This is a genomic window from Nocardioides sp. N13(2025), assembly GCF_051912545.1.
Taxonomy (GTDB): Bacteria; Actinomycetota; Actinomycetes; order Propionibacteriales; family Nocardioidaceae; genus Nocardioides.
Genome location: NZ_CP196809.1, coordinates 92,503 through 118,755, shown reverse-complemented (window position 1 = coordinate 118,755; position 26,253 = coordinate 92,503). Strand labels below are relative to the sequence as shown.

Here is a 26,253-nt window from a genome sequence, read left to right as displayed (position 1 = left end):
TCAGTCCCTCGCGGGTACCGATCTACTGCGATCAACATCGAGCCTACGCGCGCTGATTCCGCGGTGGGAACCGTCCGGAGGGGTGACGAGAGCCACTCGAATTGTTACCGATGGGTAGCAGATCAGCGTCGCAGCAGCCTGCGGGCGACCGTGTTGCCGACGAGCTGCCCGACCTGCACGAGCGCGACGATGATGATCACCGCGGTCCAGGTCACGACGGTGTCGAACTGCCGGAAGCCGTACTGCAGCGCGAAGTTCCCGAGCCCTCCGCCGCCGACGACGCCCGCGATCGCGGTCATGTCCACGATGGCGACGAAGACGAAGGTGTAGCCGAGCACGAGGGGGCCGAGCGCCTCGGGGATCACGACCGTCCGCACGATGCGTGCCCGGCTGGCCCCGACGGATCGGGCTGCCTCGATGACGCCGGGGTCGACGGTGACGAGGTTCTGCTCGACGATGCGGCTGATGCCGAACATGGCCGCGATCGTCAGGGCGAAGATGATCGCCGGGTTGCCGATGCCGGTGCCGACGACGACGCGGGCGAAGGGCTGGACGGCCGCGATGAAGATGACGAACGGGATCGGCCGGAAGAAGTTGACCAGCACGTTGAGCACCGCGTTGACCGGGCGGCTGTCGTAGAGGCCACCGCGACGGGTGACGTACAGCGCGAGGCCGAGCAGCAAGCCCAGCAGGCCGCCCAGGGTCAGCGTGATGGCGACCATGTAGAGCGTCTCCCACGCCGCCGACCAGAAGAGCGGCCAGAGCTGGCCGATGTTGGTGTCGGTCATCGGGCCAGCTCCTTCGTCGGGACGAGCGCGCCCACGGCCTCGACCGCCGCACGTACGTCGTCCGCGTCCCCGTCGAGCGCCAGGGTCAGGTTGCCGAAGGTCTCGCCCTGGACCTCCTCGATGCCGCCGTAGACGAGCTCGAAGCGCACGTCGTGGCGCAGGATCTCGGCGAAGACGTCGCTCTGCCGCACGTCGTCGCCCCGGAACGCGAGCTTGACGAAGGTGCCCGCGTGCCTGGCGTGGAGCGCTGCGAGCGCCTCGGGGGCCGGCTCGTCGTCGACGATGGTGGCCACGAAGCGACGCGTGACGGGCTGCTGGGGGTTGCTGAGGACGTTCACGACCGGCCCCTCCTCGACGATCCGGCCGGCCTCCATCACGACGACACGGTGCGCGAGGCTGCGCACGACGTCCATCTCGTGGGTGATGACGATGATCGTGATGCCGAGCTCCCGGTTCACCCGGCGCAGCAGCGCCAGCACCTCCTGCGTCGTCTCGGGGTCCAGCGCGCTGGTCGACTCGTCGGCCAGCAACAGGCTGGGGCTGGTCGCGAGCGCCCGGGCGATGCCGACGCGCTGCTTCTGGCCGCCGGAGAGCTCCTCGACGTGGCTGTGCGCCTTGTCGGCGAGGCCGACGAAGTGGAGCAGGTCGGAGATCCGCCTGTTCTGCTCGTCCTTCGCCACGCCGGCCACCTCGAGCGGGTAGGCGATGTTGCCCCACACCGTCCGCGAGCGGAACAGGTTGAACTGCTGGAAGATCATCCCGATCCCGAGTCGCACCTCGCGCAGGTCGCGCTCCTTGAGGGCCGTGATCTCGCGACCCCCGACGCGCACGCTCCCCGAGGTGGTGGTCTCGAGGGCGTTGATCAGCCGCACCAGCGTGGACTTGCCCGCCCCGGAGTAGCCCACGATGCCGACGATCTCGCCCGTCTCGACCGTCAGGTCGACGCCGCGGATCGCCTCGACCGCCCGGCCGCCGCGGGCGGCCGGGAACGTCTTGTGGACGTCGGTCATCTCGACGAGTGGCACGCCTGTGCTCCCCTCTGCTGGCTGTGCCGGCGCGAGCCGGCGGGTGCTGGCTGCGCTTACTGGGCGGCGGTGTCGGCCTCGACGTCGTCGAGCGACGCCTGGAGGTCGTCCTGCGGGATCTTGACCAGCTGCGCGGTGCCGCCGGAGACGTCCTGCACGCCGTCGAGGACGGACTGGGTGTCCTGGTAGATCTTCACCAGCTTCTGCAGGGTCGGGTCGTCCCGGTCCTCGGCCTTGACCGCGAAGACGTTGACGTACGGCAGCGCGTTGGGGTCCTCCGGGTCGTCGGTCGCGAGCGCGTCCTCGAACTCCAGCCCGGCCTTCTCGACGAAGTCGTTGTTGACGATCGCGGCGGCCACGTCGGGCAGCGAGGTGGGCGTGAGGTCGGCCTTGATCGCCTTCACCTTGACGCGCGACGCGGACTCGTCGATGTCGGCGAGCGTGGAGTAGATGCTGCCGCCGTCCTTCAGCGTGATCAGGCCGGCCGACTGCAGGATGAGCAGGCCGCGGGCCTGGTTGCTGTCGTCGTCGGGCACGACGACGGTGTCGCCGTCCTCGATCTCGTCGACGGAGCTGACCTTGCTGGAGTAGAGGCCCAGCGGGTAGATGGCCGTCGAGCCGAGCGGCACGAGGTCGTCGTCGTTGGCGACGTTGTACTCCGCGAGGTAGACGATGTGCTGGAACTGGTTGATGTCGAGCTCGCCCTCGCTGAGCGCGGGGTTGGGCTGGGTGTAGTCCGCGAAGTCCTTGACCTCGAGGTCGATCCCCTCCTTCTCGGCCTCGTCGACCAGCACCTGCCAGTAGGGGTCGCTCGCACCGACCGTGCCCAGCACGACCTTGGCGTTCTCCTCGCCACCGGCTGCGCCGGCCTCGTCACCATCGCGGGTGAGGAGGAGGCCGGCCACGACGGCGAGCACCGCCAGGACGGCGATCCCGATCAGGAGGGGCGTACGCCGCGAGGTGGGCGGTGCGATCTGCGGGTGGTTCTCGGACATGGCGGAGCCTTTCGTCGTACGGGCGCAGGGAGAGGTCACGACCGGCGCGGACGCCGTCCGGGATGGTCCGGTCCCGTCGTCGTAACTGATCTAACTCAGTCGACAAACAAGATTGAAGTCGGAAGGACCATACGACGAGGCAACCGCCGGACACCAAACCGATATGCCCCGGGGGGCTGTGAACCCGGTCACGGCTCCCGGCTGGATGGCGGAGGTCAGGCGCGCAGGTGCAGCTTGGCGTGGTCGGGGTCGTCGACCACGAACGGCCGCGGGGCGCGCGGCAGCCAGGTGTGGGTGACGTGGTCGACCACGTGGACACCCTCGGGCGACTCGATCGCGACGACGCCCTCGGGCACCTCGCCGTCGTGCAGTGCGTTCCAGACCAGCCACTCGCGACGCTTGCGGCGGTTGCGGATCGAGGTCGCGAACGACTCGGGGTTGGTCCAGTGCGCGAACTCGTCGCCGTCGAGCCACTTGAGCTCGACGCACAGGCCCTGCGGGAGCGCGAACATCTCAATGCGGTCCGGGGTCGTGCGGATCTCCCACTCGGGCGCCTTGGTGTAGACGTAGTCGGGGCTCATCGGGAAGCCCCACTCCTCGATGTTGCGCAGCCCCAGGTCGAGGTAGGCCTTGCGGTCCGACTCGATGTAGAGCCCGTGGCGCGGGAACCGGATGACGGCCTCGGCCATCCCGACCTGCCACGACAGGTCGGCCATCGACACCTCGCCCTCGGTGGTGAGGACCATGTCGCCGTCCCACTTCCACGAGTAGCGGGTGCGCACGTGCGAGAAGCACCAGTTGTAGAAGTAGGCCAGCGAGTGCACGGACCGCTCGTTGACCGCGAGGTGCTCGGCTCCTGCGCGCGCGACCTCGAAGGGGTACTCCTTCAGCGTGAAGCGGTCGGACAGGCCGTGCTCGGCCGCGACGCGGAGCGCCTCCTCGCCGGTGCCGTCGTCGGATCCGTTGTCGACCAGCAGCACGTGGTCGCAGGCCCGCAGGAGGGGCGGCAGCACGAAGCGCAGCCCGGGGGCCTCGTTCTTCACCCGCAGCACGGCGGTGGCGCCGCGACGCAGGCCGCCCTCGCGGTTCCACGGCCAGACGATGTCGAAGTCGGTGTGGCCCTCGATGTTGGTCAGCCCGTGGCCGGAGCCGATCGGGATGGTCACTGGTCGTCCCCTGCCCCCGACTCGCGACTGCGGCCCAGCGCCTTGCGCATCCCCCGGCGCACGGACGGCGGGATCGCGGCGCGTACGTCGTGTGGCACCCGGTCGGCGAGCGACCGGGACGGCTCCCCGCGGGCCTCCGCCAGGGCCTGGCGCCTGCCCTGGAGGCGGGCGTGCAACGCGGTCGAGCGGGTGATGGCCTCGGCCTCCTCGTAGAGGTCGACGTACTCCGCGCGCAGCTGGTCGAAGGTCACGTGGGCCTCGGTGGTGTCACCGCCCTCGTCGGCGAGCTTGTTGAGCTCCTCCCACGTCTGACCGGTGAGGTCGTGCAACCGCTTGGGCAGCGCGAGGTCGTCGAGGGTGGAGGTCACGCGGCGCAGGTGCGGGTCGATGAAGCGGTGCACCTCGCGGATCTGGTCGCTGCGCGTGTGGATGATCGTCTGCAGGTCGAGCGCGTGACCCATCGCCGTCGTGGTCTTGACCCAGTCGGTCAGGAGGTCCTCGTAGCGGACGAAGACCCGGCCACCGTCGCCCTCCGCGGCGCGGGTGGCGCGCTCGGTGTGGAGCAGCATGTTGACCCAGCTGGCGGCGAGGTGCGCGGAGCCGAGCTTGTTGGCGTAGTACTTCTGCTTCGATCCCACGACCTCGGCCGGCGGACGCAGCATCGTGGCGAACACGGGCGTCGCGCCGGTGCGGATCGCCGCGACCCGCCACAGGCCGAGGAACCAGCTCAGCCGCGGGTCCTTGATGACCAGCTCGGGGTGCTCGGCGAAGTGCGGCTCCAGCCACTCGCTCACGCGGATGCGGGCGGGCTCGCGGCTGCAGATGCGGCCGGTGTCGAACCAGGCGTTCGGCCGCGAGTCGCTGACCTGGACCAGCGCCTCGGCGAGCCACTCGTCGTGGACGTCGACGACCCACTGGGGCTCGCTGAAGCCGCGCGGGTTGGAGTCGTCCGGCGGGACCTCCGGCAGCGGGACGTGCATGCCGAGCTTGGACACGACGCCGGCGAGCGTGCTGGTGCCGCTGCGTCCGGCTCCGGCGACGAAGAGGACCTTCCGCGGCACTCCGTCGGGGTTCATCTCGTCGATCGCTCTGGGCTGCTCGGTCACGGCGGGCAGCCTACCGGCGACCTGCACCCCACCCCGTGTCCTAGGGTCGTCGCCCATGAAGCGGCTGTTCTCCCGGGCTCCCCTCCTCGGCGTGGTGATCCCTGCCTGGGGCGTGGAGGACTACCTCGACGACTGCGTCCGCTCCCTGCTCGCGCAGACGCACCGGCGCTGGGAGGCGGTCATCGTCGACGACGGGTCGACCGACCGCACCGGCGAGATCGCCGACGAGTGGGCCCGACGCGACGCCCGCATCAGCGTGGTCCACTCGGTCAACGGCGGACTGGGCGCGGCCCGCAACCTCGGCGCGCAGCACGTGCGCGGGGACTACCTCGCGTTCCTCGACTCCGACGACGTCCTGCCGTCGACGGCGTACGCCGACCTGCTGGCGGCGCTGCTCGACTCGGGCTCCGACTTCGCGACCGGCTCGATCGTGCGCTGGGAGGGCGACGCGCTGGTCGAGCCGCCGTGGATGCGCCGGCTCCACCGCCCCCTGCGCGGCGCGCGGATCGAGGAGCGGCCCGAGATCCTCGGCGACGTCTTCGCGTGGAACAAGGTGTGGCGCCGCTCCTTCTGGGACGCCGCCGAGCTCAGCTGGCCGGAAGGCGTGCGCTACGAGGACCAGCCCACCACCACCCGGTCCTTCCTCGACGGTCGCTTCGACGTGCTCGACGAGGTGGTCTACCGCTGGCGGATCCGCGAGGGCTCGATCACCCAGACGCGCGCCTCGTCGGTGCCGGACCTGCTCGACCGCTGGGAGACCAAGCGGATGGCGCTCGCGTCGGTGCGCGCGCACGGCGACGCCGAGGTCGAGCAGGTCTTCGTCGACCGGGTCCTGGCCGGCGACCTGTGGCGCTACTTCCTGCTGGTGCCCGGGGCGCCCGACGAGTGGTGGCGGCTGCTGCGTGCCGGGGTGCTCGAGCTCTGGGGGCAGCGCTCCCTCGTGCACAGCGGCCTGCCGCCGGTCCACCGGCTCGCGGGCTGGCTGGTCGCCGAGGACCGGCGCGCCGAGGTGTCCTCGCTCATGGAGTGGGCCGCGACGCTGGACGGGCCCGCCCCGCGGGTGCAGGACGTGGCGACCGGCGCCTGGCGGCTCGCGGTGCCCCACTCCGTGCTGGACGAGTCCACCGTGGACCCCGCAGCGCTCGCGCTGCGGGACCACGAGGTGTGAGGCGTCAGCCGAGCAGGCCCTCGGACTCGAGGAACTCCTTGGCGACGTCCTCGGGCTTGGCGCGGTCGACGGCCATCTTCCCGTTGAGCTCGGTGAGACCCTCGGTGGTGAGGGCCGCCATCAACGGGTTGAGGATGTCGGCGACGTCGGGGTGGTCGGCCAGGAAGTCGGCGGAGACCGCGGGCACGAGGTTCTGCGCGGGCTGGATCTGCTTGTCGTCCTCCAGGATCACCAGGCCCTGCGACTCCAGCGTGCCGTCGGTGGTGGAGGTCTCCCCGAGCTGCGACTCGCCGTCGAGGACCGACTGGTAGGTCTGGTCGGAGGCGTAGCCCAGCTCGAGCACCTTGGTCACGTCGATGCCGTACTGGTCGGACAGGCCGCCCTCGCAGTCGAGCCGGCCCTCGCAGTCGGGGGCGGCGGCGAGCACGACGCTCTTGCCCTCGAGGTCGGACAGCGTCGTGACGCCCTCGGACTCGGAGTAGTCCTGGGTGACGAAGAAGGCGTTGGTGTCGGTGGCCGGGGAGAGCTCGAGCAGCTCGATGCCGGCGTCCTCGAGCAGGCTGGCGCCGTCGTCGGCGAGCTGCTGGCCGTCACCGGCCTCGAAGGGCTTGGCGTTGTCGCCGTTGGCCTGGGAGTTGAGGAAGTTGACGATGCCGCCGACGTACTCCGGGACGATGTCGACGTCCCCGGGGAAGGTGGGCATGTAGGCGTCGCGGGAGTCGACCAGCTTGGTCTCGACCGTGTAGCCGGCGTCCTCGAGCAGCTGCTCGTACATCGAGGCGACCAGGGTGGCCTCGGGGAAGTTCTGGCCGGCGATGGTCACCGAGCCCTTGTCGCCACCGTCGGAGGAGCTCGAGTCGTCGGAGGCGGTGTCGTTGGACAGGTCGTCACCGGCACATCCGGTGAGCGTGAGGGCGCTGGCGGCGAGGACCGCGGCCAGCGAACGAACCAGGTGCATGGCGTTCCTTCTGTGTCCCGCAGCAACAGCTGCGCGTGTCCGGATGTGCGTCGTCAGCCGACGGATTCGGCGGGCTGCTCCACCGTAGCCCCGGTCACCGACAACGCATCCGTGTGCCCACCTCTTGGGGTGCCAGCGCCTCGTCGGCCGGGATCGACCGCGCGCTGCACCAGCGCGGCCCCCAGCTCGAGCACGAGGGCGACCGCGGCCACGACCATCGCGCCTGCGATGCCCTTGCCGTAGTTGGAGCGGAAGAAGCCGTCGGTGATGATCTGGCCGAGGCCGGGGCCGGCGACGAGCGCGGCGATCGTGGCCGTCGCCCACACCTGCACCAGGGCCAGGCGCAGGCCCGACACCACCAGCGGCAGCCCGAGCGGCAGCTCGACCCGCCAGAACTGCTGCACCCCCGTCATCCCCATGCCCCGGGCCGCCTCCCGCACCTCCGGCGCGACCTCGCGCATGGCGACGTACGAGTTGGTGATGATGGGCGGCAGCGCGAAGAGCGTCAGCGCGATGAGGGTCGCGAGCCCGGCGCGGCCGTAGGGGCCCAGCTCGGCGGTGCCCGGCCAGGGCGCGACGACCAGCAGCGCGAGGAGCGCGAAGGTCGGGATCGCGCGCCCGACGTTGGAGATGTTGATCGCCAGGAAGCCGCCGCGACCGACGTGCCCCAACCAGAGCGCGACCGGGAGGCCGACGACCATCGCCATCAGCAGCGCCGTGGACGTGAGGAGGAGCTGCTGCCCGAGCAGGGCGGCGATGCCGTCGCCCCCGCTCCAGCTGGCGCCGTCGGTGAGGTAGGCCCACATGTCGCCGAAGACCGTCACGTCCTCGCTCCCCTCGTCCAGGGCGTCATCAGCCGTTGCAGCAGCACCAGCAGCGCGTCGAGCACCACCGCGAGCACCACGCACAGCACCGACGCGGTGAAGAGCTCGGCGCGGAAGTTGGTCAGCACGCCGTCCTTGATGAGGTTGCCCAGGCCCCCGTAGGCCACGAGCGAGCCCACGGTCGTAAGCGCGACGGTGGAGACGGTGGCGACGCGCAGGCCGGCCATGATCACCGGCAGGGCGAGCGGGAGCTCGACCTTCATCAGCAGCGCGCCGCGGCCGTAGCCCAGCCCGGTCGCGGACTCGCGCACGTCGTCGGGCACCGCGCGCAGCCCTTCGAGCAGGCTGCGGACCAGGATCGTCAGGGCGTAGAGCGCCAGGCCGATCACGACGGTCGTCGCGGTGAGACCGGTGAAGGGCACCAGCAGCGGGAAGAGCGCCAGCGACGGCACGGTGTAGATGCCGGTGGTGATCGCGAGGATCGCCGACTCCAGGCGCGGCAGGCGACGCGCGAGCAGCGCGAGCGGGAAGGCGATCAGCAGCCCGAGCGCCACGGAGACCACCGTGATGCCGAGGTGCTGGACCGTGGCGTCGACGATCTCGCGCTGGCGGTCCGAGACGTAGTCCAGGCAGACCCAGTCGTTGACGAGCCGGCTGTAGCAGCTGGGCTCGTCGGCGGCCCCCAGTAAGGTCACCGCATGGACGCTACACGGGGCGGCGAGTCGATGATCCGGCTCGAGGGCGTGGGCAAGACCTACCCCGACGGGACGGTGGCCGTCCACGAGCTCGACCTCGACGTCGCGCGCGGCGAGATGGTCTGCCTGGTCGGGCCCTCGGGCTGCGGCAAGTCCACCACCCTCAAGATGATCAACCGCCTCATCGAGCCGACCACCGGCCGGATCTGGCTCGACGGCCAGGACGTCACCGACGCGGACCCGGTCCAGCTGCGCCGGGGCATCGGCTACGTCATCCAGCAGATCGGCCTCTTCCCGCACCAGCGCATCGAGCAGAACGTGATGACGGTGCCGCTGCTCTACGGCGAGTCCAGGGCGACGGCGCGCGAGCGTGCGCACGAGCTGCTCAGCACCGTCGGTCTCGACCCGCAGCAGTACGCCAGGAAGTACCCGCACGAGCTCTCGGGTGGGCAGCGGCAGCGCGTCGGCGTGGCCCGGGCGCTGGCGGCCAACCCGCCCGTCCTGCTGATGGACGAGCCCTTCGGCGCCGTCGACCCGATCGTGCGAGGGCGGCTCCAGGACGAGTTCCGCCGGCTCCAGGACGAGCTCGGCAAGACCGTGGTGCTGGTGACCCACGACATCGACGAGGCGATCCGGATGGGCGACCGGGTGGCGGTGTTCGCCGCCGGCGGCCACCTCCTGCAGTACGCCGCCCCCTCCGAGCTGCTCGCCCACCCCGCCGACGAGCAGGTGGCCGACTTCGTCGGCGCCGGCGGCCTGCGGACGCTGACCGTGACCCGGCTCCGCGAGGAGCACCTCGAGCCGCTCGACGGCGTCTCCACCGGCGACCTCGGCGCGGCGATCGACATCGACTCCTCGCTCGAGGAGGCGCTCGCCACGATGCTGCGCGACGACAAGCCGATGATCGGGGTCCGCCGCGGCGCCCAGTTCCTCGGCGTGCTCACTCCCGCCGGGGTGCACCGGGCGCTGCGGGAGTCCCTGCGCTAGCCCGCGTCGCGATCACCGGGTACCCGGTGATCGCCCGGGTACCCGGCCGTTGCAACGGGCAGGAAGCGTGGCGAAAGGACTGGAAGGTCGGGGTCTACGCGACCGGCACATCCCGGTGCCAGGACTCCGTGACGTACTTCGTGCCCCAGCCCATCGAGGTGTAGAGGCCGTCGGCGCCGGTCGGCGAGTCGGCGTCGACCTCGAGGCCGACGCGGTCGCGCTGCCGCGAGGCGGCGTCGGCGATGATCGTGCGGAGCAGTCCGGTGGCCACCCCGCGGCCGCGGGCGGACTCCAGGACGCCGAGGTAGGAGACGTACGAGCCGTCCGGCCCGTGGGCCGACTCGCTGACCGTGCCGACCAGGGCACCGGCGGCCTCGACCTCGTCACCGTCCGTGATCTCCGCGAGCCACCAGTGGTCCCAGCGGTGGCCGGGATCCTCACGGAGGCGATGGATGAACTCGTGGAAGGTCTCCTCGGCGGAGTTGAAGTGGTCGGTGAAGGCTCCCTCGAGCACGTCGTGGACCGCGCGCAGGTCAGACTCGTCCGGCAGCCCGTCGCCCTGCCGCTCGACCAGCCGGAACACCACGCCCTTGCGCTCCCAGCGCGCGGGGTCGGGCACCAGGTCTGCCTCCTCGGCCTCGACCGAGCGGCTCATCTGCCACCAGGTGCGCACCTTGGTGAAGCCGGCGTCCTCCAGCCAGCCGTGCTGCCGCTCGTCGTCGGCGAAGGCACCGGTGTCGATCTGCTGCTCGGCCAGCCCGCGGGCCGCACCCACCGCCTTCGCCTGCGCCTCGGCCCACTCGAAGAGCACGTCGCTGCACCGGTCGGCCAGGCGCTCGTCGATCTCGCGGTCGACGATGTGGACGAAGAGCATCCGGCCCTCGGCGCGATCGTGCACGCTCCCCCACGCCTGGATCCGGCCCCCAGCGTCGCGGACCACGAGGTTCTCGCGCATCGCCAGCCCGTGCTCGGAGACCTCCACGAGGACCTCGTCCTGGCTCGAGCCGGCCCAGCCCCGGCCGGCTCGTTCGTGCGCGCGGAGCAGCTCGGTCAGCCGCTCGACGGTGGCGCGGTCGGCACCGTCAGGAGTCTCCGCGACCCAGCCGGCGGGAAGTCCCGGGTCGTCGGGCAACGCATCGGTGGGGTCGCTCTCGAACCTGTTGTCCTCGGGGATCACGAACGGTCATTCTTCCGCACGCCGCCCGGCGGTGAGTGACGCAGGTTCTGGCAGCAGAAAACCTGCGTCACCCACCGCCTGTCGTGCGGGCGGTGCGTGGCGCAGGTTCTCGGCGTCGAAGAGGTGTCTCACTCACCGCCCGAGCGGTGGGCAGGACGGGAGTCAGGCGCTCTTGTGGTTGCGGCGCGCGGCGGCGGCGCGGAGGGAGTCGAGCTCGGCGCGGAGCACGTCGAGCTCGGCCTCGAGCTCGGCGACCGCCACGATGGCCTCGGCGGCACGGGTCTCGGCCTCGTCGCGACCGAGCTCGGCGGCGTCGCGACCACGCTCGGCCGCGTCGGCGCGACGGGCCTCCTGGCCGCGCTTGAGGGTCTGCTCGGCGGCGTTCTTCTGGGCGGAGGAGAGGGCGCGCTCGAGCACGTCGATCGCCTCCTCGCGCTGGGAGATCTTGCGCCGCATGTCGGCGGCGAAGGCGGCCGACTCGGCGGTACGACGCTCGGTGAGCGCGCGGTACTCCTGGGCCTGGACGGCGCGGTCCTGCGCGGCCTCGCGCCGGGCCTGCATCAGCTCGGAGTGGGTGATGCGGGTGGCGGCAGCACCGGCGAGCACGGCGACGACGGCAGCGACGGCCGTGAAGCCGGCGGAGGAGGACGCGAGGGCGCTGATCACGATCACGGCGGCGACGGCGAGCAGGGCGACCGCCACGACCAGCCGCGTGCTGCGCTGGCGACGGCGGGCCGGTGTGCGCGACGCCTGTGACTGCTGGGGCTGCTGGGGAGGCATGCGGTCAGACTAGGGCTGCGACTGGCCGCCATCGGTGCGACACGCACGCTCGAGCGTGAGCGAGGCGAGCGTCACCCCGGCGGCCCCGGCGGCCGCGACGGTCGAGCGGAGGATCCACCGGTCGGCGTACTGGGACTGGTCGCCGAGCCAGCTGACGGCGTACCCCACGTAGCCGGCGCAGATCAGCGCCCCGCCCAGGGCGCACGCCCGCGCGAGCACCAACCGGTTGACCGACTGCTGCAGGTCGAGCCGCTCGCCGCGCACCTGGACCGTCTGCCAGGTGTGCCACGCCAGGAAGCCCATGATCCCGGCCACCAGCACCAGGGCCAGCGCCTGCGTCCAGGACACCAGCGGCGGGCGGCCGCCGAGGCGGCTCAGCACGGGGTGGATGCCCCAGCCGACGATGAGCCCGACGACGACGCAGACCGTCAGCGCGCGGGCCGAGGTGGGGCGGAGGGTCCCGCGCGGCTCCGGAGGCTCCTCCTCCGGACCGATCTCGTTCACTGCATCTCGAGCGAGAGGTCCTCACGCTTGCGGACCCCCGAGGCGTCGGCCGCCCGGAGCAGGTCGGCGATGGGGCCGCGCTCGGGGAAGACGGCGTCGGGCTCGAGGTCGTGCCAGGGCTGCAGCACGAACGCGCGCTCGTGGGCCCGCGGGTGCGGCAGGCGCAGGAAGTCCTCGTTGGACCGGCGGTCGCCCACCACGATGAGGTCGACGTCGAGCGTGCGGGGCGCGTTGCGCACGTCGCTGCGCTCGCGCTCGAAGGCGTCCTCCACGGCCAGCGCGCGCTCCATGAGGCGGGCGGCGGGCAGCGTGGTGTCGGCCAGGACGACGGCGTTGAGGTAGGGGCCAGCGCCGTCGGGCGAGTCGACCGGGTCGGTCTCGTAGACCGGGGAGACGCCGGTGACGAAGAAGTCGGGGGTGTCGGCCAGGGCCTCGACCGCGCCCTGCAGGGAGGCCAGCCGCTCGCCGAGGTTGGAGCCCAGGGCGACCACCACCCGGCGGATCGGGTGCATCTCACCGGTGAGGGAGTCGGCATCCACGATGTGGGGGTTGGGGGACTCAGTCATGAGCGTTGCCTCGCGTTCTGGTGATCGTCAGCGCGACGTCCGAGTACGTCGCGTCGATGGGTGCATCAGGTTTGTGGAGCGTGACTCGCGCCCATTCAACACGAGGGTCCAACAGGCACGTGTCCGCGATGCGCTGGACGACGGTTTCTATCAGGTCGACGGGATCGCGCTCCACGGCGGCCTTCACGCCGGTGACCAACGTGCCGTAGTCGACCGTCTCCGCCAAGTCGTCGGTCGCGGCCGCTGTCCGGGTGTCGAGACCGAGCACGAGGTCGACGACGAACGTCTGGCCGTCGCGCTTCTCGAAGTCGAAGACCCCGTGGTGGGCCCAGCACTCGATGCCCGTCACGGACAACTGGTCGGTCATCGCTCTCGCTCCTCGGCGGTCTGCAGCGCCGCGACCACCGCGAGGGCGTCGCGCGTGGCTCGTACGTCGTGCACGCGCAGGCAGTCGACGCCGCGGAGCGCCAGCAGCGCGACCAGCGCCGCGTGGGCGTGCTCGCGCTGGTCGACCGGGCGCGGCCTGCCGCCCTCGGCGAGCAGCGAGCCCAGGAAGGACTTGCGGCTCGCCCCCACCAGCAGCGGGCAGGCGAGGTCCTCCAGCACGTCGAGCGCGCCCAGCAGCTCCCAGTTGTGCTCGGGCCGCTTGGCGAAGCCGAGCCCGGGGTCGAGCAGGATCCGTCCGCGCTCGATGCCGGCGGCCTCGGCCGCGTGGAGGCGCTCGGCCAGCTCGCGGCGCACAGTCGCCACGACGCCGTCCGGGGAGTAGTCGCTGAAGTCGCGCATGCGGTCGGCGTGCGCGCGCCAGTGCATCGCGACGTAGGACGCGTCGGTGCCCGCGACGACGTCGAGGATGCGGGGGTCGGCGAGGCCGCCTGAGACGTCGTTGACGATGGTGGCGCCGGCCGCCACGGCCGCCTCGGCCACCTCGGAGCGCATCGTGTCGACCGAGACCAGCGCTCCGGCGCCGGCGAGCTCGCGGATCACCGGGACCACGCGGTCGAGCTCCTCGGCCACCAGCGGCCGGGTGGCGCCGGGACGGGTCGACTCGCCGCCGATGTCGAGCAGGTCGGCGCCCTGCGCCAGCAGGTCGAGGCCGTGGGCGACGGCCGCCTCGGTGGTGTCCCAGCGACCGCCGTCGGAGAAGGAGTCCGGGGTCACGTTGACGATCCCCATGACGCGGGGAGCCCGGGGAGCCCGGGCGGTCGGCGACGGTGCGCCCTGGCTCACCTGGTGCCTGAGTGGATCAGCGCCATCGCCTCGGCGCGGGTGGCCTGGTTGGTGAGCATCGCGCCGCGCACCGCGGAGGTGATCGTGCGGGCCCCGGCCTTGCGGACGCCGCGCATCGTCATGCACAGGTGCTCGGCCTCGATCACGACGATGACGCCGCGGGCCTCGAGGATCTCCATGAGCGAGTCGGCGACCTGCGTCGTCAGCCGCTCCTGCACCTGCGGACGCTTGGCATAGACGTCGACGAGGCGCGCGAGCTTGGACAGACCGGTGATCTTCCCGCTCTCCGCAGGGATGTAGCCGACGTGCGCGACCCCCGTGAACGGCACCAGGTGGTGCTCGCACATCGACCACAGCTCGATGTCACGCACCAGCACCATCTCCTCGTGGCCGAGGTCGAAGGTGGTGGTGAGCACGTCCTCGGCGGTCTGGTGCAGGCCGTGCGTGAGCTCGGCGTACGCACGCGCGACCCGGGCGGGCGTGTCGTGCAGGCCTTCGCGGTCGGGGTCCTCGCCGATGGCGTAGAGCAGCTCGCGGACGGCTGCCTCGGCACGCGCGTGGTCGAACGCCGGGACGTCCTCGGGCGAGCGCTGCGGGAAGGAGATCGGGTCGGTCACGGGGCGTCCGGCCTCGGCGGGGTCGGCGTCTCAGGACCGACCTCGGGCGTGCCGTGCAGGTCTCCCCCGGGACCAGGCGGCGTGAGGACCGCACCAGCACCGGGCTCCTGCGCGAGCGCGTCGGCGTGGATCCGGTCGCGGATCTCCTGCGGGATGTCGACCGGCGGGATCGCCGACGGCACCCGCTCGGGCGAGCCCGTCCAGGCCGGCCGCGCGGGGTGCAGGGTGAGCGGCTCGAAGATCTCGGCGATCTCGCCCTTGTCGAGGGTCTCCTTGTCGAGGAGGGCCAGCACCAGGGCGTCGAGGACCTCGCGGTTGGTCTCCAGGATCTCGAAGGCCTCCTGGTGGGCGTGGCCCAGCAGCTTCTTGACCTCCTCGTCGACCGCGGCCGCGGTCTCCTCGGAGTAGTTGCGCGTGTGCCCCATGTCGCGGCCCAGGAAGGGCTCGGAGTTGCTGTCGCCGAGCTTGACCGCGCCGAGGCGCTCGGTCATGCCGTACTGGGTCACCATCGCCCGGGCCAGGTTGGTGGCCTTCTCGATGTCGTTGCCGGCCCCCGAGGTGACGTCGTGGAAGATCAGGGCCTCCGCCGCCATGCCACCGAGCATGTAGGCGAGCGAGTCGAGCATCTCGCTGCGGGTCTGGGAGTACTTGTCGCGGTCGGGCAGCACCATCGTGTAGCCGAGCGCGCGGCCGCGGGGCAGGATCGTCACCTTGTGCACCGGGTCGGTGCCGGGCAGCGCCGCGGCGACGAGGGCGTGGCCGCCCTCGTGGTAGGCGGTGATGAGCTTCTCGCGCTCGCTCATCAGGCGCGTACGCCGCTGGGGGCCGGCGATGACACGGTCGATCGCCTCGTCGAGGGCCTCGTCGGTGATCATCTTGCGGTTGCTGCGGGCGGTGAGCAGCGCGGCCTCGTTGAGCACGTTGGCCAGGTCGGCGCCGGTGAAGCCCGGCGTGCGGCGGGCGATGCTCAGCAGGTCGATGTCCTGCGCGATCGGCTTGCCCCGCGAGTGCACCTTGAGGATCTGGTGGCGGCCGTTGAGGTCGGGCGCGTCGACCTGGACCTGCCGGTCGAAGCGGCCCGGGCGCAGGAGCGCGGGGTCGAGCACGTCGGGACGGTTGGTGGCGGCGATGAGGATGACCCCGCCGCGCACGTCGAAGCCGTCCATCTCGACCAGCAGCTGGTTGAGGGTCTGCTCGCGCTCGTCGTGCCCGCCGCCCATGCCGGCGCCGCGGTGGCGGCCGACGGCGTCGATCTCGTCGATGAAGACGATGGCCGGCGGGTTCTCCTTGGCCTGCTCGAACAGGTCACGCACCCGGCTGGCACCGACACCGACGAACATCTCGACGAAGTCCGAGCCGGAGATGGAGTAGAACGGCACGCCGGCCTCGCCGGCGACCGCGCGGGCCAGCAGGGTCTTGCCGGTGCCGGGAGGGCCGTAGAGCAGGACGCCCTTGGGGATCTTGGCGCCGACGGCCTGGAACTTGGCCGGGTCGGTGAGGAACTCCTTGATCTCGCCGAGCTCCTCGATCGCCTCCTCGCAGCCGGCGACGTCGCTGAACGTCGTCTTCGGCATGTCCTTGGTGATCAGCTTGGCCTTGGACTTGGCGAACTGCATGACGCCGCGTCCGCCCCCGCCCTGGGCCTGGTTCATGAGGAAGATGAAGAGCAGGATGATCAGCGCGAACGGCAGCAGCGTGGCGAGCAGCGAGCCGATGAAGCTCGGCTGCGGGTTCTTGGAGTTGTACGTGTCGAGCGTGCCGGCGGCCTTCGCCTCCTTCACCGCGGCGAGGATCTGCTCCTGCTCGCCCTGGATGTAGTAGGCGACGACCTTGTCGCCGTCCTCGCGAGTGCCCTTGTCGAGGGTGGCCTGGATCTCCTGGTCACCGTCGATGAAGGTGATCTCGTCGACCTTGCCGTCATCGATGTACGAGGCGAGGGTCGAGGTGTTGACCTCGTCGTAGCCGTCGCTGGGCGCGAGGAACTGGATCGCCAGCAGCACCGCGAAGGCGGACAGGACGATCCACAGCCAGGGACCCTTGAATATGCGCTTCACAGGCAACTTTCACCGGTTCGGAGTTGAGGAGGCGACGCTACACGTCGCCGGGACGCTCATTCTTTCAGGCGGGGTGAAGCCGGGCACCTGCTCGCGCCTCCTTCAGGAGTACACGTGGGGCGCGAGGGTGCCGATGTCACGCAGGTTGCGGTAGCGCTCGCGGTAGTCCAGGCCGTACCCGACGACGAACTCGTTGGGGATGTCCCACCCGACGTACTTCGGCTCGACCGGCATCGACAGCGCCTCCGGCTTGCGCAGCAGGGTGGCGATCTCGACGCTCGCCGGGCTGCGGCTGGAGAGGTTGTTGACCAGCCAGCTCAGCGTCAGGCCGGTGTCGATGATCTCGTCGACGATCAGCACGTCGCGACCGCTGATGTCGGTGTCGAGGTCCTTGAGGATCCGGACCACGCCGCTCGACTTGGTGCCCGATCCGTAGGAGCTGACCGCCATCCAGTCCATCTCGAGGTGGCGCGGCATCGCGCGGGCGAGGTCGGCCATCACCATGACCGCGCCCCGCAGGACGCCGACGACCAGCAGGTCGCGCCCCTCGTAGTCCTCAGTGATCTGGAGCGCCATCTCGCCCAGGCGCTGCTGGATCTGCTCCTCGGTGAAGAGGATGTTGACCAGGTCGTTCTCCACGTGGGACGAGTCCATGGGCTGCAGCCTAGGGTCTCAGGGGGCCTCGATCACCAGCAGGCCGTCGCGGCGGAGGGCACGCAGGTGGCCGGGGAGGTCGACCCAGCGCTGGCCGCGCCACGCGACGAGCAGCTTGTCGACCTCGAGCACGTGCCCGCGGGTGAGCTCGGAGGCGGGTACGCCGGCCTCGCGGGCGACGCGGTGGATGACCCGGTGCCGCAGGGACGGGGGCGCGGCGGCGAGGGCGTCGACGTCGAGGCCGTCCGGCCGGCGGGCCTCGTCGAGCGCCCGGTCGGCGAGCTGGTCGAGCAGGGCCGTGTCGTCGCGCAGCTGGTCGGCCGTGCGGGCGAGGGCCTCGGCGATGCCGGGTCCGAGCTCGTCCTCGAGCACCGGGAGGACCCGGTCGCGCACGCGCACGCGGGTGTAGCCGGGGTCGTGGTTGTGCGGGTCGTCCCAGTAGTCCAGGCCCTCGACCTGGCAGGCGGTGACGGTGTCGTCGCGGCGTACGCCGAGCAGCGGGCGCGCGAAGACCCCGAAGGCCGGCCGCATGCCCTGCAGCGAGCGACCGCCCGAGCCGCGGGTGAGGCCCAGGAGGACGGTCTCGGCCTGGTCGTCGAGGGTGTGGCCGAGCAGCACCGTGGCGGCCCGCACCTGCGTCGCGACCTCCTCCAGGACGGCGTACCTCGCCTCCCGGGCCGCCGCCTCCGGGCCGAGGCCGGAGGACGGGTCGACGTGGACGCGCGCGGTCAGCGTCTCGTCGACCCCGATCGCGGCGAGCTGCGAGACCACCCGGTCGGCCTGCGCCGCCGAGCCGGGCTGGAGGCCGTGGTCCACGGTGACCCCGATGATGCGGAGCGCGAGCTTGTGCCCCTCGAAGACCGCGGCGGAGGCGAGCGCGAGCGAGTCCGCCCCACCGCTGCAGGCGACCGCGACGACGTCGCCGGCCGTGAGCCGGGCCAGCGCGGCACGGACCGGCACGCGGACCGCCGCGACGGAGGGGTGGAGCGTCACAGCACGCGGGCGACCCAGGCGTCGGGGTCGGTGATCTCGGCCTTGGACGGCAGGGTGTCGGGCCCGCTCCACACGGCGTTGAACTGCTCCATGCCGACCTTGTCGACGACGTGGCGGACGAAGACGGCGCCGTCGCGGTACTGCGCCATCTTGGCGTCGAGGCCGAGGATGCGGCGCAGCAGCTTGTCGAGGGTGCCGACGCCCTGGCGGCGCTGGTTGAACTTCTTGCGGATCTGCTCGACCGACGGGATGACCGTGGGGCCGACGCCGTCCATCACCACGTCGGCGTGGCCCTCGAGCAGCGACATCACGCCGGTGACCCGGTCGAGGATCTCCTTCTGCTCGGGCGACGACATGAGGTCGAGGATGCTGCCGTTGCCGCTGCGGATCGCCTCGGCCCCGCGCCGCAGCCCGTCGAGCAGCGCGCTCGGCTCGATGGTCTCGGCGACGGCGTTCATCTGGGTCATCAGGTGCTCGCCCAACCACGGGTTGGCGGTGAACTGCACCCGGTGGGTCTCCTCGTGCAGGCACACCCACAGCCGGAAGTCGGTCGGGTCGGCGTCGATCTCGCGCTCGACGTGGACGATGTTGGGCGCGACGAGGAGCAGACGGCCGTGCGGGGAGAAGAACGGGTCGAACTGGCCGAGCACCTTGGTGCCGAGGAAGCCGAGCATCAGACCGACCTCGGCCCCGGTCACGCGGGAGCCGACCGCCTCGGCGAAGGCCGACGGCGGCCCCTTCTTGTCGATGAGCTTGTCGACGATGGGGGCCAGGATCTTGCTGAACCCGTCGGCGTTCGCCCGCACCCAGCCGCGCCTGTCGACGACGAGCACGGGAGCCGTGCCGGCCGCGGCGTGCAGGCCGGTGAACTCCTGCACCAGAGGGGTGGAGCGCTCAGCGCCCTCACGCAGCTCGACCACGGCGGCGGCCGCCTCCTCGGCGGACACCTCCGGGCCGGGCCCGGCGACCCGGGACCCCACGGTGACGGCGAAGTCCCAGTCGACGAGGTTCATGTCCCGACCCTAGCCGGGGGTCGAGCACCGGCAGGCGGCGAGCGCGGCAGCGGCCCGGTCGAGGGCGTCGCGCGCGTCGAGGGTGTCCTCCGGCTTCACCTTGTCGGCGGCGAGCACGAACGCCATCGGCTCACCGTCGCGACCGACCGCGATGCCGGCGAGGGCGTGGACGCCGGTGAGCGTGCCGGTCTTGGCGCGCACGAGGCCGCGCGCGACGGCCGGGCCCTCGGCGAAGCGGTAGGTCAGCGACCCCGTGAAGCCGGCCACCGGCATCCCGGTGACGAGGTTGCGGAGGTCGGCCCCGTCCGGTCCCGCCGCGTGCTGGATCAGCGCGAGCATCGTCGTGGCGCTGACCCGGTTGCGACGCGACAGGCCGGAGCCGTCGTACAGCCGGTCGCCGGTCGTGTCGATGCCGAGGTCGCGGAGCGTGGCGAGCACGCCGGCGGCGCCCGCCTCGAAGGAGCCGGTCCCGGCGGTGGCGAGCCCGACCTCGTGGCCGAGCACCTCGGCACCCTCGTTGTCGCTGACGTCGAGGATCCGCTCCACGACCTCCGAGAGCGGCGCGCTGTCGACGGCGGCCAGCTGCTCGGCTCCCTCGGGTACGACGACCCGCTCGGGCTCGCCGACCACCTTCAGGCCCGCAGCGCCGAGGGCGGCCGCGAAGGCCCGGGCGGCAGCCAGGGAGGGGTCGTCGGAGCGGGACTGCCCGTCGGGCTCGATCCCGCTGTCGACCATCAGGGAGGTGATCGGGCTGACGATGTCGTCGGGGACGTAGTCGCGACGCCAGGCCGGGTTGTCGGTCGGTCCGGTGTAGCGGGAGTCGTCGAAGCGGACCTTGACCCGGCCCTTCCCGCCGAGCGCCTCGGCCGCGGCGAGCGCCAGCGACGAGACGTCGGCGCGCGCGGGGTAGGTGGACTCGGCCTCGGCGAGGGTGAGGGGCTTGCTCGCCAGGAGCGGGTCGCCGCCGCCGACGAGCACCACCTCGCGCGGCCCGCGGCCGCGCACCACCTGCGTGGTGAAGGTGTGGTCCGGTCCGAGCGTGGCGAGCGCTGCGCCCAGGGTGAGCAGCTTGGTGGTGGACGCCGGCAGGTAGGTCCCGTCGCCCGCGGTCCAGACCTCGGACCCGGGGGCCAGCGAGGTCACCGCGGCGACGACGTGGCGCCCGAGGTCGGGGTCGGCCAGGTCGGGGGTCATCGCCGAGGCGACCTTGCCGGGCGCGATCACCGACGCGGTGTCCACGACCTCGGCGTCCGCGACCGGGACGGTCCACTCGGGCAGGTCGAGCCCGGCCGGAGGCAGCACGGCCTCGGGCTCGGTGACCGGGTCGGCGGCCAGCCACGGCAGGTAGCGCTGGCCCCACTCGAAGCGGTAGGCCCCCAGCCCGGCCGCCAGCAGCGCGAGGACGAGCACCGTCGGGAGCCACGTCGCGACGCGGCGGCGCGGCGAGTGGCGTACCTCACGTCGCCGACGTTTCGACCCTCTCGCTTCGCGCATCGGGGCCATTGTGCGGGACACTGCCCCCAGACCTTCGCCTCGGGCTCCCGCTCGAGGCTGCGAGCAGGACCCTGAGATGGCCCGATGACGTGCCGGAGTGTGGAGGAAGACGTGCTGACGTTCGACGTGCTGGTGGAGATCCCCAAGGGCGAGCGCAACAAGTACGAGGTCGACCACGAGACCGGGCGCATCCGCCTGGACCGCATGCTCTTCACCTCGACCGCCTACCCGGCCGACTACGGCTACATCGAGAACACCCTCGGCCAGGACGGCGACCCGCTCGACGCGCTCGTGATCCTGCAGCAGCCGACCTTCCCGGGCTGCCTCATCGAGTGCCGCGCCATCGGCATGTTCCGCATGACCGACGAGGCCGGCGGCGACGACAAGGTGCTGTGCGTGCCGTCGCACGACCCGCGCCTGGAGCACCTGCGCGACATCAACCACGTCTCGAAGTACGACCGGCTCGAGATCCAGCACTTCTTCGAGGTCTACAAGGACCTCGAGCCCGGCAAGTCCGTCGAGGGCGCCGACTGGGTCGGCCGCGTCGAGGCCGAGGCCGAGGTGCGTGCCTCCTTCGAGCGGTTCAAGACCGAGGGCCACGGCAACGACGTCGAGAACCTCGCCGACGACAGCCTCGGCGAGGACGCCTGATCCGTCACAGGCGGGCGAGGTCGACGGGGGTGGCGACCGCGGAGAGCTTGTCGGGGTTGCGCACCAGGAACAGCCGGGTCACGACGCCGTCCTCCACGAGCATGGTGCCGACGCCGTCGCGCTGACCGGCGACCACGAAATGGATCGCCGGTGACCCGTTGAGCCACACCGGCTCGAGCTCGAGCGCGTCCGGCGCGACCGCGGTGAGGAAGCGGAAGACCTTGTCGCGCCCGAAGATCGGGTTGAGCGCGGCCTTGACCTTGCCGCCGCCGTCGGTCATCAGCACCACGTCGGGAGCGAGCACGTCCATCAGGCCCTGCAGGTCGCCCGTCTCGGTCGCCGCGCGGAACCGCTCGATGACCGCGTCGCGCTCGGCGGCGGTGACGGAGGCCCGCGGGCGGCGCTCGGCCACGTGCCCCCGCGCGCGGGCGGCGATCTGCCGCACCGCGGGCTCGGACTTCTCGACCGCCTCCGCGATCTCGGCGTACGGCACGTCGAAGACCTCGCGCAGCACGAACACCGCCCGCTCGGTCGGCGGCAGCGTCTCCAGCACCAGCAGCATCGCGGTCGAGACGCTGTCGGCGAGCTCGACGTCCAGCGCCACGTCGGGGGCGGTGAGCACGGGCTCGGGCAGCCAGGTGCCGACGTAGTCCTCGCGGCGCCGCGAGAGCGTCCGCAGCCGGTTGAGCGAGAGCCGGGTGGCCATCCGGACGAGGTAGGCGCGGGGGTCGCGCACCTCTTCGTGGGGGACCTCGGCCCACCGCAGCCAGACCTCCTGCAGCACGTCCTCGGCGTCGGCCGCCGAGCCGAGCATCTCGTAGGAGACCGTGAAGAGCAGGTTGCGGTGCTCGAGGAAGGGGTCGAGGCTCACGTCGTGATGCTCCCCGCCTGCGCCAGCGGCAGCTCGCAGACGTCGCTGAAGCCCTGGCTCGCCAGGCCCATGGCCGAGTTGAAGCGCGACCGCTCGTTCTCCACGGCCACCATCATCGTGAGCTCGACGACGGCGGCGTGGCCGAGCTGGCGGTCGAGGCTGGCGACCATCTCGTCGGTGACCTCGGGCGGCGTCGCGGTCATCGCCTCGGCGTACGCCATCACCTCGCGCTCGAGGCCGGTGAACACCTGCGACTCCCGCCAACGCGGCACCTCGCGCACCTTGCTCTCGTCGAGGCCCTTGGTGTGGGCCAGGAAGTAGCCGAAGTCCAGGCACCACGAGCAGCCGATCGCGCCGGCGCTCGCCATCTCGGCGTAGGTCTTGAGGTGCGGGTCGAGGGCCTTCCACCTGCCGACCTTCTGCTCGAAGCCGAACACCGCCTTGAGCACGGGCTTGTGGTGCCACAGGACGTAGGCGTTGTCGGGGACCTTGCCCCACATCCGCCTCGCGACGCGGGTCATCACCGCTCCGTAGGCGCCGTCGAGCCTGGCAGGCGGGATCCTGAAGCTGCTGGTCATGTCATCTCTCCATCTGTGGGGACCGGATGACATGGAGACACCGGCCGCGTCAGATCTGTGACAGGTACGCCTCGACGGCCCGCGCGACCTCGAGGTGGATCTCGGCGGTGCGCACGGCGTCGTCGGTGCCCATGCTGTGGTCGGCGTCGGCCACCTCGAGCACGTCGCAGCCCGCGTCGGCGAGCTCGCGCGCGATCTCGGTGTCCCAGAGCCCGTCCTCCAGGCCGCCGACGAGGAGCTGCCGGCCGGCGTTGGCGGCGATCGCCTCGGCCTGCGCCGGCACGGTGAGGAGCGGGGTCAGCCAGATCGCGTCCAGCCCGCGCTCGGCGGCGTACGACGCGGCGTGGGTGCCGAGCGACTTGCCGACCAGCAGCACGTGGTCGGCGTCCTCCTCGGCGTGCGCGGCCTCGACGTGACGGCGTACCCACGGCTCGGCGTCCTCGTCGCCGCGGGTCGTCGAGTCCCACCAGAGCTGCTGCACGGTGAAGCCGTGCTGGAGCAGGGCACGGCGGGCGAGCTCGAGCAACGGCGCGCTGGGCGGGTAGGCCCGGCCGGGGACGACCAGAGCGACGCCGCGGCTCGCGCCGGCGGGCTCCCACCGCGTCGGCAGTCCACCGAAGGTCATCCCATCTCCTCCTTGGTCGCGCGGAAGTAGCCGAGTCCGCCGTGGAGCGTCAGGTCGACGTGGTCGCAGCCGGCGTCCCGCAACCAGGCGCGGGCCTCGGTCGAGGTGCACATGGGCCCGAGGATGCCCGCCCGGGTGCCGACGCGACGCAGGGGCTCGTAGCGCGGCCCGGTGTCGGTGAAGAGCGAGCTGCCGGTGATCGCCCCGCCCGCGGCCAGGACGCGCACCATCTCCTCGATCGCGCGGTGCGGGTCGGGGAAGCAGTGCAGGCCGGTGAACGACACGACCAGGTCGAACGAGCCGTCGCCGAAGGGCAGCTCCGCCACGTCGGCGACGGCCGGTGTCACCTGGTCGTCGACACCGAGCCTCCTCGCCGAGGCCATCGCGCGCCCGAGCATGGTGGCGGAGATGTCGGCCGCGACGAGGTCCACGCCCTGCCCCGGACGCAGGCCGCGCAGCGCGACGCCCGAGCCGGTGGGGACGTCGAGGACCCGGGTGCCGGCGGGCAGGGTGCCGAGCTCGGCCGCGGCGTCGCGCAGCAGCGCCAGGTCGCTTCCCGTGCCGGCCCGCCAGGCCACGGCGCCGATGCGCTCGTGCTCGACGAGCCAGGGGTAGACGTAGGACCACAGAGGGTCCTCGCTCCAGCCACCCAGCCCGGGGAACCTCACCCGAGGAGCTCCCGGGACCGCAGCATCTCCTCCGGCACGCCGAAGGCGTCGACGAGGTCGACGGCGAGCGGGCGGACCTTGCGGCACAGCGCGCTGACCTCGCGGCTGATCGCCTTGGACCGCGCGCTGGAGAGGCGGCCGTGCTCCATGAACCAGGCCCGGTCGGCCTCGATCGTGGTGAGCGCGTGCAGGTCGCAGAGCAGGTTGAGCACGACCTTGAGGTCGCCGTCGGGCAGCGCCGCCGTCTTGGCCACGAACGCCTCCAGCACCAGGCGCTCGGTGTGCGCCCGAGCGGCGGCGATGACGTGGTCCTGCACCCGCGAGAAGACGGCGCCGGGGTTCATCCCCTGATCGATGCCGCGCTTGAGCCGGCGGGCGACTCCCCCGATCATGTGCTCCTCGCGGAAGCGCAGCATCGCGAGCTGGTAGTTGGGGTCGAGGAGGCCGGCCTCCTGGTCCCACGTGTCGCCCCCCGGGAGCAGGTCGCGCACGGACTGCACGAGCTTGTGCACGGCGGTGCGCTCGACGACGGTCTCGACGGCGAGGCCGGCCACGAACCGGGCCATGCCGAGCTGGTCCATGTCCTCGAACTCGCCGGCGTAGTCGGTGAGCAGGCCCTTGGCGACCAGCTGGAGCAGGACGTGGTTGTCGCCCTCGAAGGTGGTGAAGACGTCGGTGTCGGCCTTGAGCGCGGTGAACCGGTTGGCGCTGAGGTAGCCCGCGCCGCCGCACGCCTCGCGGCACTCCTGGATCGTGCGGGTCGCGTGCCAGGTGCCGAGCGCCTTCGTGCCCGCGGCGCGCGACTCCAGCATCCGGCGGGCGTGCTCGTGGCCCCCCTCCTCGGTCGGGCCGGGGCCGGAGAAGACATCGTGCAGCTGCCCGGCCACGACCTCCTGCGCGAAGTGGAGGGCGTACGTCCGGGCGATCAGCGGGAAGAGCCGCCGCTGGTGCATGCCGTAGTCGAGGAGCAGCTGCTCCTCGTCGGGCGAGGTCGCCTCGAACTGGCGGCGGCGCACCCCGTAGCGGGTGGCGATCGTCAGTGCGACCTTGGCGGCGTTGATGCCCGCCCCACCCACGCAGACGCGACCCTGGACGAGGGTGCCGAGCATCGTGAAGAAGCGCTTGTGGGGGTTGTCGATCGGCGAGAGGTAGCGGCCCTCGGGGGTCACCTCGGCGAACTGGTTGAGCAGCGCGGTGCGGGGCACCCGCACGCCGTCGAACCAGATGCGACCGTTGTCGACGCCGTTGAGGCCCATCTTGGGACCGCAGTCCTCGATGCGTACGCCGTCCACGACCTCGCCGCCGGAGCGGATCGGCACGACGAAGGCGTGCACCCCGTGGCGTACGCCGTCGACCTCGAGCTGGGCGAACACGGCCGCGAGCTCGGCGTGGGCCGCCGCGTTGCCGATGTAGTCCTTGCGGCTCGCGTCGTCGGGGGTCGTGATGACGAACTCCTGGGCCTCGGCGTCGTACGTCGCCACGGTGCCGAGTGCCTGCACGTTGGAGCCGTGGCCGGTCTCGGTCATCGCGAAGCAGCCCATCGTGCGGCCGCTCACGAGGTCGGCAAGGTGGGCGTCGTGGTGCGACTTCGTGCCGAGCTGGAGGATCGCGCCGCCGAACAGGCCGAACTGCACGCCGACCTTCACCAGCACCGAGAGGTCGCCGAGGGCGAGGGTCTCGAAGGCGGCGATCGAGGCGCCGATGTCGCCGCCCCCGCCGTACTCCTCCGGGAAGCCCATGCCGGTCTGCCCGGTCTCGGCCATCATCACCACGACGTCCTTGACCCGCTCGCGGAAGTCGGCGGTGCTCATCTGCTCCTGGTCGAGCAGGATCTGCGCGTGCTCGGCGAGGTTGGCGCGCACCAGCTCGCGCACCTCGCGATAGCGGCCGTCCAGGAGCGTGCGGAGCGCGTCGACGTCGACGGCGGGCTGGCGGTAGCCCGAGTCGTCGGCGTGGGTGCCGGCGTCGTCGACCCTCGCGACCGCGGGCTGCTCGGGCGCGACGGTGGGCATCTCGTCGGAGATCGGGGGCACCTCGTCGGTGGTCATGGGCCCAAAGTAGTGGGG

The 26,253-nt window shown here is 71.8% G+C and carries 28 protein-coding genes; 3 read left to right on the top strand and 25 right to left on the bottom strand.

All coding sequences use genetic code 11. The annotated features are described in order from the left end of the window. Positions 1 to 122 precede the first annotated feature (122 nt). The 5 genes from ACS3YM_RS00620 to ACS3YM_RS00600 all read right to left on the bottom strand — a co-directional run bounded on the left by ACS3YM_RS00620 (position 123) and on the right by ACS3YM_RS00600 (position 5,080). Positions 123 to 788: a methionine ABC transporter permease gene (locus tag ACS3YM_RS00620; RefSeq protein WP_439938119.1), complete on the bottom strand. Its 666-nt coding sequence runs from the start codon at positions 786 to 788 to the stop codon at positions 123 to 125. Beyond that, positions 785 to 1,798: a methionine ABC transporter ATP-binding protein gene (locus tag ACS3YM_RS00615; RefSeq protein WP_439939807.1), complete on the bottom strand. Its 1,014-nt coding sequence runs from the start codon at positions 1,796 to 1,798 to the stop codon at positions 785 to 787. Before ACS3YM_RS00615 ends, ACS3YM_RS00620 begins: the two co-directional genes overlap by 4 nt. Positions 1,799 to 1,869: 71 nt before the next feature. After that, positions 1,870 to 2,808: a MetQ/NlpA family ABC transporter substrate-binding protein gene (locus ACS3YM_RS00610; RefSeq protein ID WP_439938118.1), complete on the bottom strand. Its 939-nt coding sequence runs from the start codon at positions 2,806 to 2,808 to the stop codon at positions 1,870 to 1,872. A 215-nt stretch (positions 2,809 to 3,023) separates the two neighbouring features. Continuing rightward, complete coding sequence (locus tag ACS3YM_RS00605) at positions 3,024 to 3,974, bottom strand: hypothetical protein (protein WP_439938117.1); 951 nt, start codon at positions 3,972 to 3,974, stop codon at positions 3,024 to 3,026. Next, the gene (locus tag ACS3YM_RS00600) at positions 3,971 to 5,080 is read right to left on the bottom strand and encodes a sulfotransferase family protein (protein ID WP_439938116.1); all 1,110 of its coding nucleotides are present in this window, start codon (positions 5,078 to 5,080) and stop codon (positions 3,971 to 3,973) included. The genes ACS3YM_RS00605 and ACS3YM_RS00600 overlap by 4 nt, the downstream gene beginning before the upstream one ends. Before the next feature lie 55 nt (positions 5,081 to 5,135). Between ACS3YM_RS00600 and ACS3YM_RS00595 the strand changes: the two genes are divergently transcribed. After that, a complete protein-coding gene (locus ACS3YM_RS00595) occupies positions 5,136 to 6,248 on the top strand; it encodes a glycosyltransferase family 2 protein (protein WP_439938115.1) in 1,113 nt (370 codons plus the stop codon). Between the two features lie 4 nt (positions 6,249 to 6,252). Here ACS3YM_RS00595 and ACS3YM_RS00590 read toward each other — a convergent pair whose 3' ends face one another. From ACS3YM_RS00590 to ACS3YM_RS00580, 3 genes are read right to left on the bottom strand one after another with little or no spacing between them, the layout of a single operon-like run. Then, on the bottom strand, positions 6,253 to 7,206 hold the full coding sequence (locus ACS3YM_RS00590) for an ABC transporter substrate-binding protein (RefSeq protein WP_439938114.1): 954 nt from the start codon (positions 7,204 to 7,206) through the stop codon (positions 6,253 to 6,255). 53 nt (positions 7,207 to 7,259) lie between these two features. Beyond that, positions 7,260 to 8,030 carry an ABC transporter permease gene (locus tag ACS3YM_RS00585; RefSeq protein WP_439938113.1) on the bottom strand — a complete coding sequence of 257 codons (771 nt, stop codon included), beginning with the start codon at positions 8,028 to 8,030 and terminating at the stop codon, positions 7,260 to 7,262. Next, positions 8,027 to 8,725, bottom strand: a complete 699-nt coding sequence (locus ACS3YM_RS00580; RefSeq protein ID WP_439938112.1) for an ABC transporter permease — start codon at positions 8,723 to 8,725, stop codon at positions 8,027 to 8,029. Before ACS3YM_RS00580 ends, ACS3YM_RS00585 begins: the two co-directional genes overlap by 4 nt. 30 nt (positions 8,726 to 8,755) lie before the next feature. On the opposite strand from ACS3YM_RS00580, the gene ACS3YM_RS00575 reads away from it, so the two are divergent. Beyond that, positions 8,756 to 9,712: an ABC transporter ATP-binding protein gene (locus ACS3YM_RS00575; RefSeq protein ID WP_439939806.1), complete on the top strand. Its 957-nt coding sequence runs from the start codon at positions 8,756 to 8,758 to the stop codon at positions 9,710 to 9,712. Positions 9,713 to 9,806: 94 nt separating this feature from the next. Here the strand turns inward: ACS3YM_RS00575 and ACS3YM_RS00570 are convergent, their stop codons facing one another. From ACS3YM_RS00570 to dacB, 12 genes are all read right to left on the bottom strand, one after another. Continuing rightward, positions 9,807 to 10,889, bottom strand: coding sequence for a GNAT family N-acetyltransferase (locus ACS3YM_RS00570; RefSeq protein WP_439938111.1), 1,083 nt, complete (start codon positions 10,887 to 10,889; stop codon positions 9,807 to 9,809). Between the two features lie 162 nt (positions 10,890 to 11,051). After that, positions 11,052 to 11,669, bottom strand: coding sequence for a hypothetical protein (locus tag ACS3YM_RS00565; protein ID WP_439938110.1), 618 nt, complete (start codon positions 11,667 to 11,669; stop codon positions 11,052 to 11,054). A gap of 9 nt (positions 11,670 to 11,678) precedes the next feature. Continuing rightward, the gene (locus tag ACS3YM_RS00560) at positions 11,679 to 12,173 is read right to left on the bottom strand and encodes a DUF3180 domain-containing protein (protein ID WP_439938109.1); all 495 of its coding nucleotides are present in this window, start codon (positions 12,171 to 12,173) and stop codon (positions 11,679 to 11,681) included. Beyond that, a complete protein-coding gene (gene folK / locus ACS3YM_RS00555; RefSeq protein WP_439939805.1) occupies positions 12,170 to 12,685 on the bottom strand; it encodes a 2-amino-4-hydroxy-6-hydroxymethyldihydropteridine diphosphokinase in 516 nt (171 codons plus the stop codon). The genes ACS3YM_RS00560 and folK overlap by 4 nt, the downstream gene beginning before the upstream one ends. 46 nt (positions 12,686 to 12,731) lie before the next feature. Next, positions 12,732 to 13,106, bottom strand: a complete 375-nt coding sequence (gene folB, locus ACS3YM_RS00550; RefSeq protein ID WP_439938108.1) for a dihydroneopterin aldolase — start codon at positions 13,104 to 13,106, stop codon at positions 12,732 to 12,734. Further along, positions 13,103 to 13,915: a dihydropteroate synthase gene (gene folP, locus ACS3YM_RS00545; protein WP_439938107.1), complete on the bottom strand. Its 813-nt coding sequence runs from the start codon at positions 13,913 to 13,915 to the stop codon at positions 13,103 to 13,105. Before folP ends, folB begins: the two co-directional genes overlap by 4 nt. 50 nt (positions 13,916 to 13,965) lie before the next feature. After that, the gene (folE, locus tag ACS3YM_RS00540) at positions 13,966 to 14,586 is read right to left on the bottom strand and encodes a GTP cyclohydrolase I FolE (protein ID WP_439938106.1); all 621 of its coding nucleotides are present in this window, start codon (positions 14,584 to 14,586) and stop codon (positions 13,966 to 13,968) included. Next, positions 14,583 to 16,640: an ATP-dependent zinc metalloprotease FtsH gene (ftsH, locus tag ACS3YM_RS00535; RefSeq protein ID WP_439938105.1), complete on the bottom strand. Its 2,058-nt coding sequence runs from the start codon at positions 16,638 to 16,640 to the stop codon at positions 14,583 to 14,585. The genes folE and ftsH overlap by 4 nt, the downstream gene beginning before the upstream one ends. Before the next feature lie 102 nt (positions 16,641 to 16,742). Then, positions 16,743 to 17,294: a hypoxanthine phosphoribosyltransferase gene (gene hpt / locus ACS3YM_RS00530; RefSeq protein WP_439938104.1), complete on the bottom strand. Its 552-nt coding sequence runs from the start codon at positions 17,292 to 17,294 to the stop codon at positions 16,743 to 16,745. Between the two features lie 18 nt (positions 17,295 to 17,312). Then, a complete protein-coding gene (tilS, locus tag ACS3YM_RS00525; RefSeq protein ID WP_439938103.1) occupies positions 17,313 to 18,287 on the bottom strand; it encodes a tRNA lysidine(34) synthetase TilS in 975 nt (324 codons plus the stop codon). Beyond that, complete coding sequence (locus ACS3YM_RS00520) at positions 18,284 to 19,300, bottom strand: zinc-dependent metalloprotease (protein ID WP_439938102.1); 1,017 nt, start codon at positions 19,298 to 19,300, stop codon at positions 18,284 to 18,286. The genes tilS and ACS3YM_RS00520 overlap by 4 nt, the downstream gene beginning before the upstream one ends. 9 nt (positions 19,301 to 19,309) lie before the next feature. Then, positions 19,310 to 20,794 (bottom strand): D-alanyl-D-alanine carboxypeptidase/D-alanyl-D-alanine endopeptidase, encoded by a 1,485-nt coding sequence (gene dacB / locus ACS3YM_RS00515; protein ID WP_439938101.1) that lies wholly within the window; start codon positions 20,792 to 20,794, stop codon positions 19,310 to 19,312. A gap of 114 nt (positions 20,795 to 20,908) precedes the next feature. On the opposite strand from dacB, the gene ACS3YM_RS00510 reads away from it, so the two are divergent. Beyond that, positions 20,909 to 21,445: an inorganic diphosphatase gene (locus ACS3YM_RS00510; RefSeq protein WP_439939804.1), complete on the top strand. Its 537-nt coding sequence runs from the start codon at positions 20,909 to 20,911 to the stop codon at positions 21,443 to 21,445. Positions 21,446 to 21,449: 4 nt separating this feature from the next. Here the strand turns inward: ACS3YM_RS00510 and ACS3YM_RS00505 are convergent, their stop codons facing one another. From ACS3YM_RS00505 to ACS3YM_RS00485, 5 genes are read right to left on the bottom strand one after another with little or no spacing between them, the layout of a single operon-like run. Further along, positions 21,450 to 22,316, bottom strand: a complete 867-nt coding sequence (locus ACS3YM_RS00505; RefSeq protein ID WP_439938100.1) for an RNA polymerase sigma-70 factor — start codon at positions 22,314 to 22,316, stop codon at positions 21,450 to 21,452. Then, complete coding sequence (locus tag ACS3YM_RS00500) at positions 22,313 to 22,894, bottom strand: carboxymuconolactone decarboxylase family protein (RefSeq protein WP_439938099.1); 582 nt, start codon at positions 22,892 to 22,894, stop codon at positions 22,313 to 22,315. Before ACS3YM_RS00500 ends, ACS3YM_RS00505 begins: the two co-directional genes overlap by 4 nt. 49 nt (positions 22,895 to 22,943) lie before the next feature. Next, positions 22,944 to 23,519 (bottom strand): hypothetical protein, encoded by a 576-nt coding sequence (locus ACS3YM_RS00495; protein ID WP_439938098.1) that lies wholly within the window; start codon positions 23,517 to 23,519, stop codon positions 22,944 to 22,946. Beyond that, entirely contained in the window at positions 23,516 to 24,187 is a 672-nt protein-coding gene (locus ACS3YM_RS00490) for a class I SAM-dependent methyltransferase (protein WP_439938097.1), read from the bottom strand. The genes ACS3YM_RS00495 and ACS3YM_RS00490 overlap by 4 nt, the downstream gene beginning before the upstream one ends. Then, a complete protein-coding gene (locus ACS3YM_RS00485; protein ID WP_439938096.1) occupies positions 24,184 to 26,235 on the bottom strand; it encodes an acyl-CoA dehydrogenase family protein in 2,052 nt (683 codons plus the stop codon). Before ACS3YM_RS00485 ends, ACS3YM_RS00490 begins: the two co-directional genes overlap by 4 nt. Positions 26,236 to 26,253: the final 18 nt, after the last annotated feature.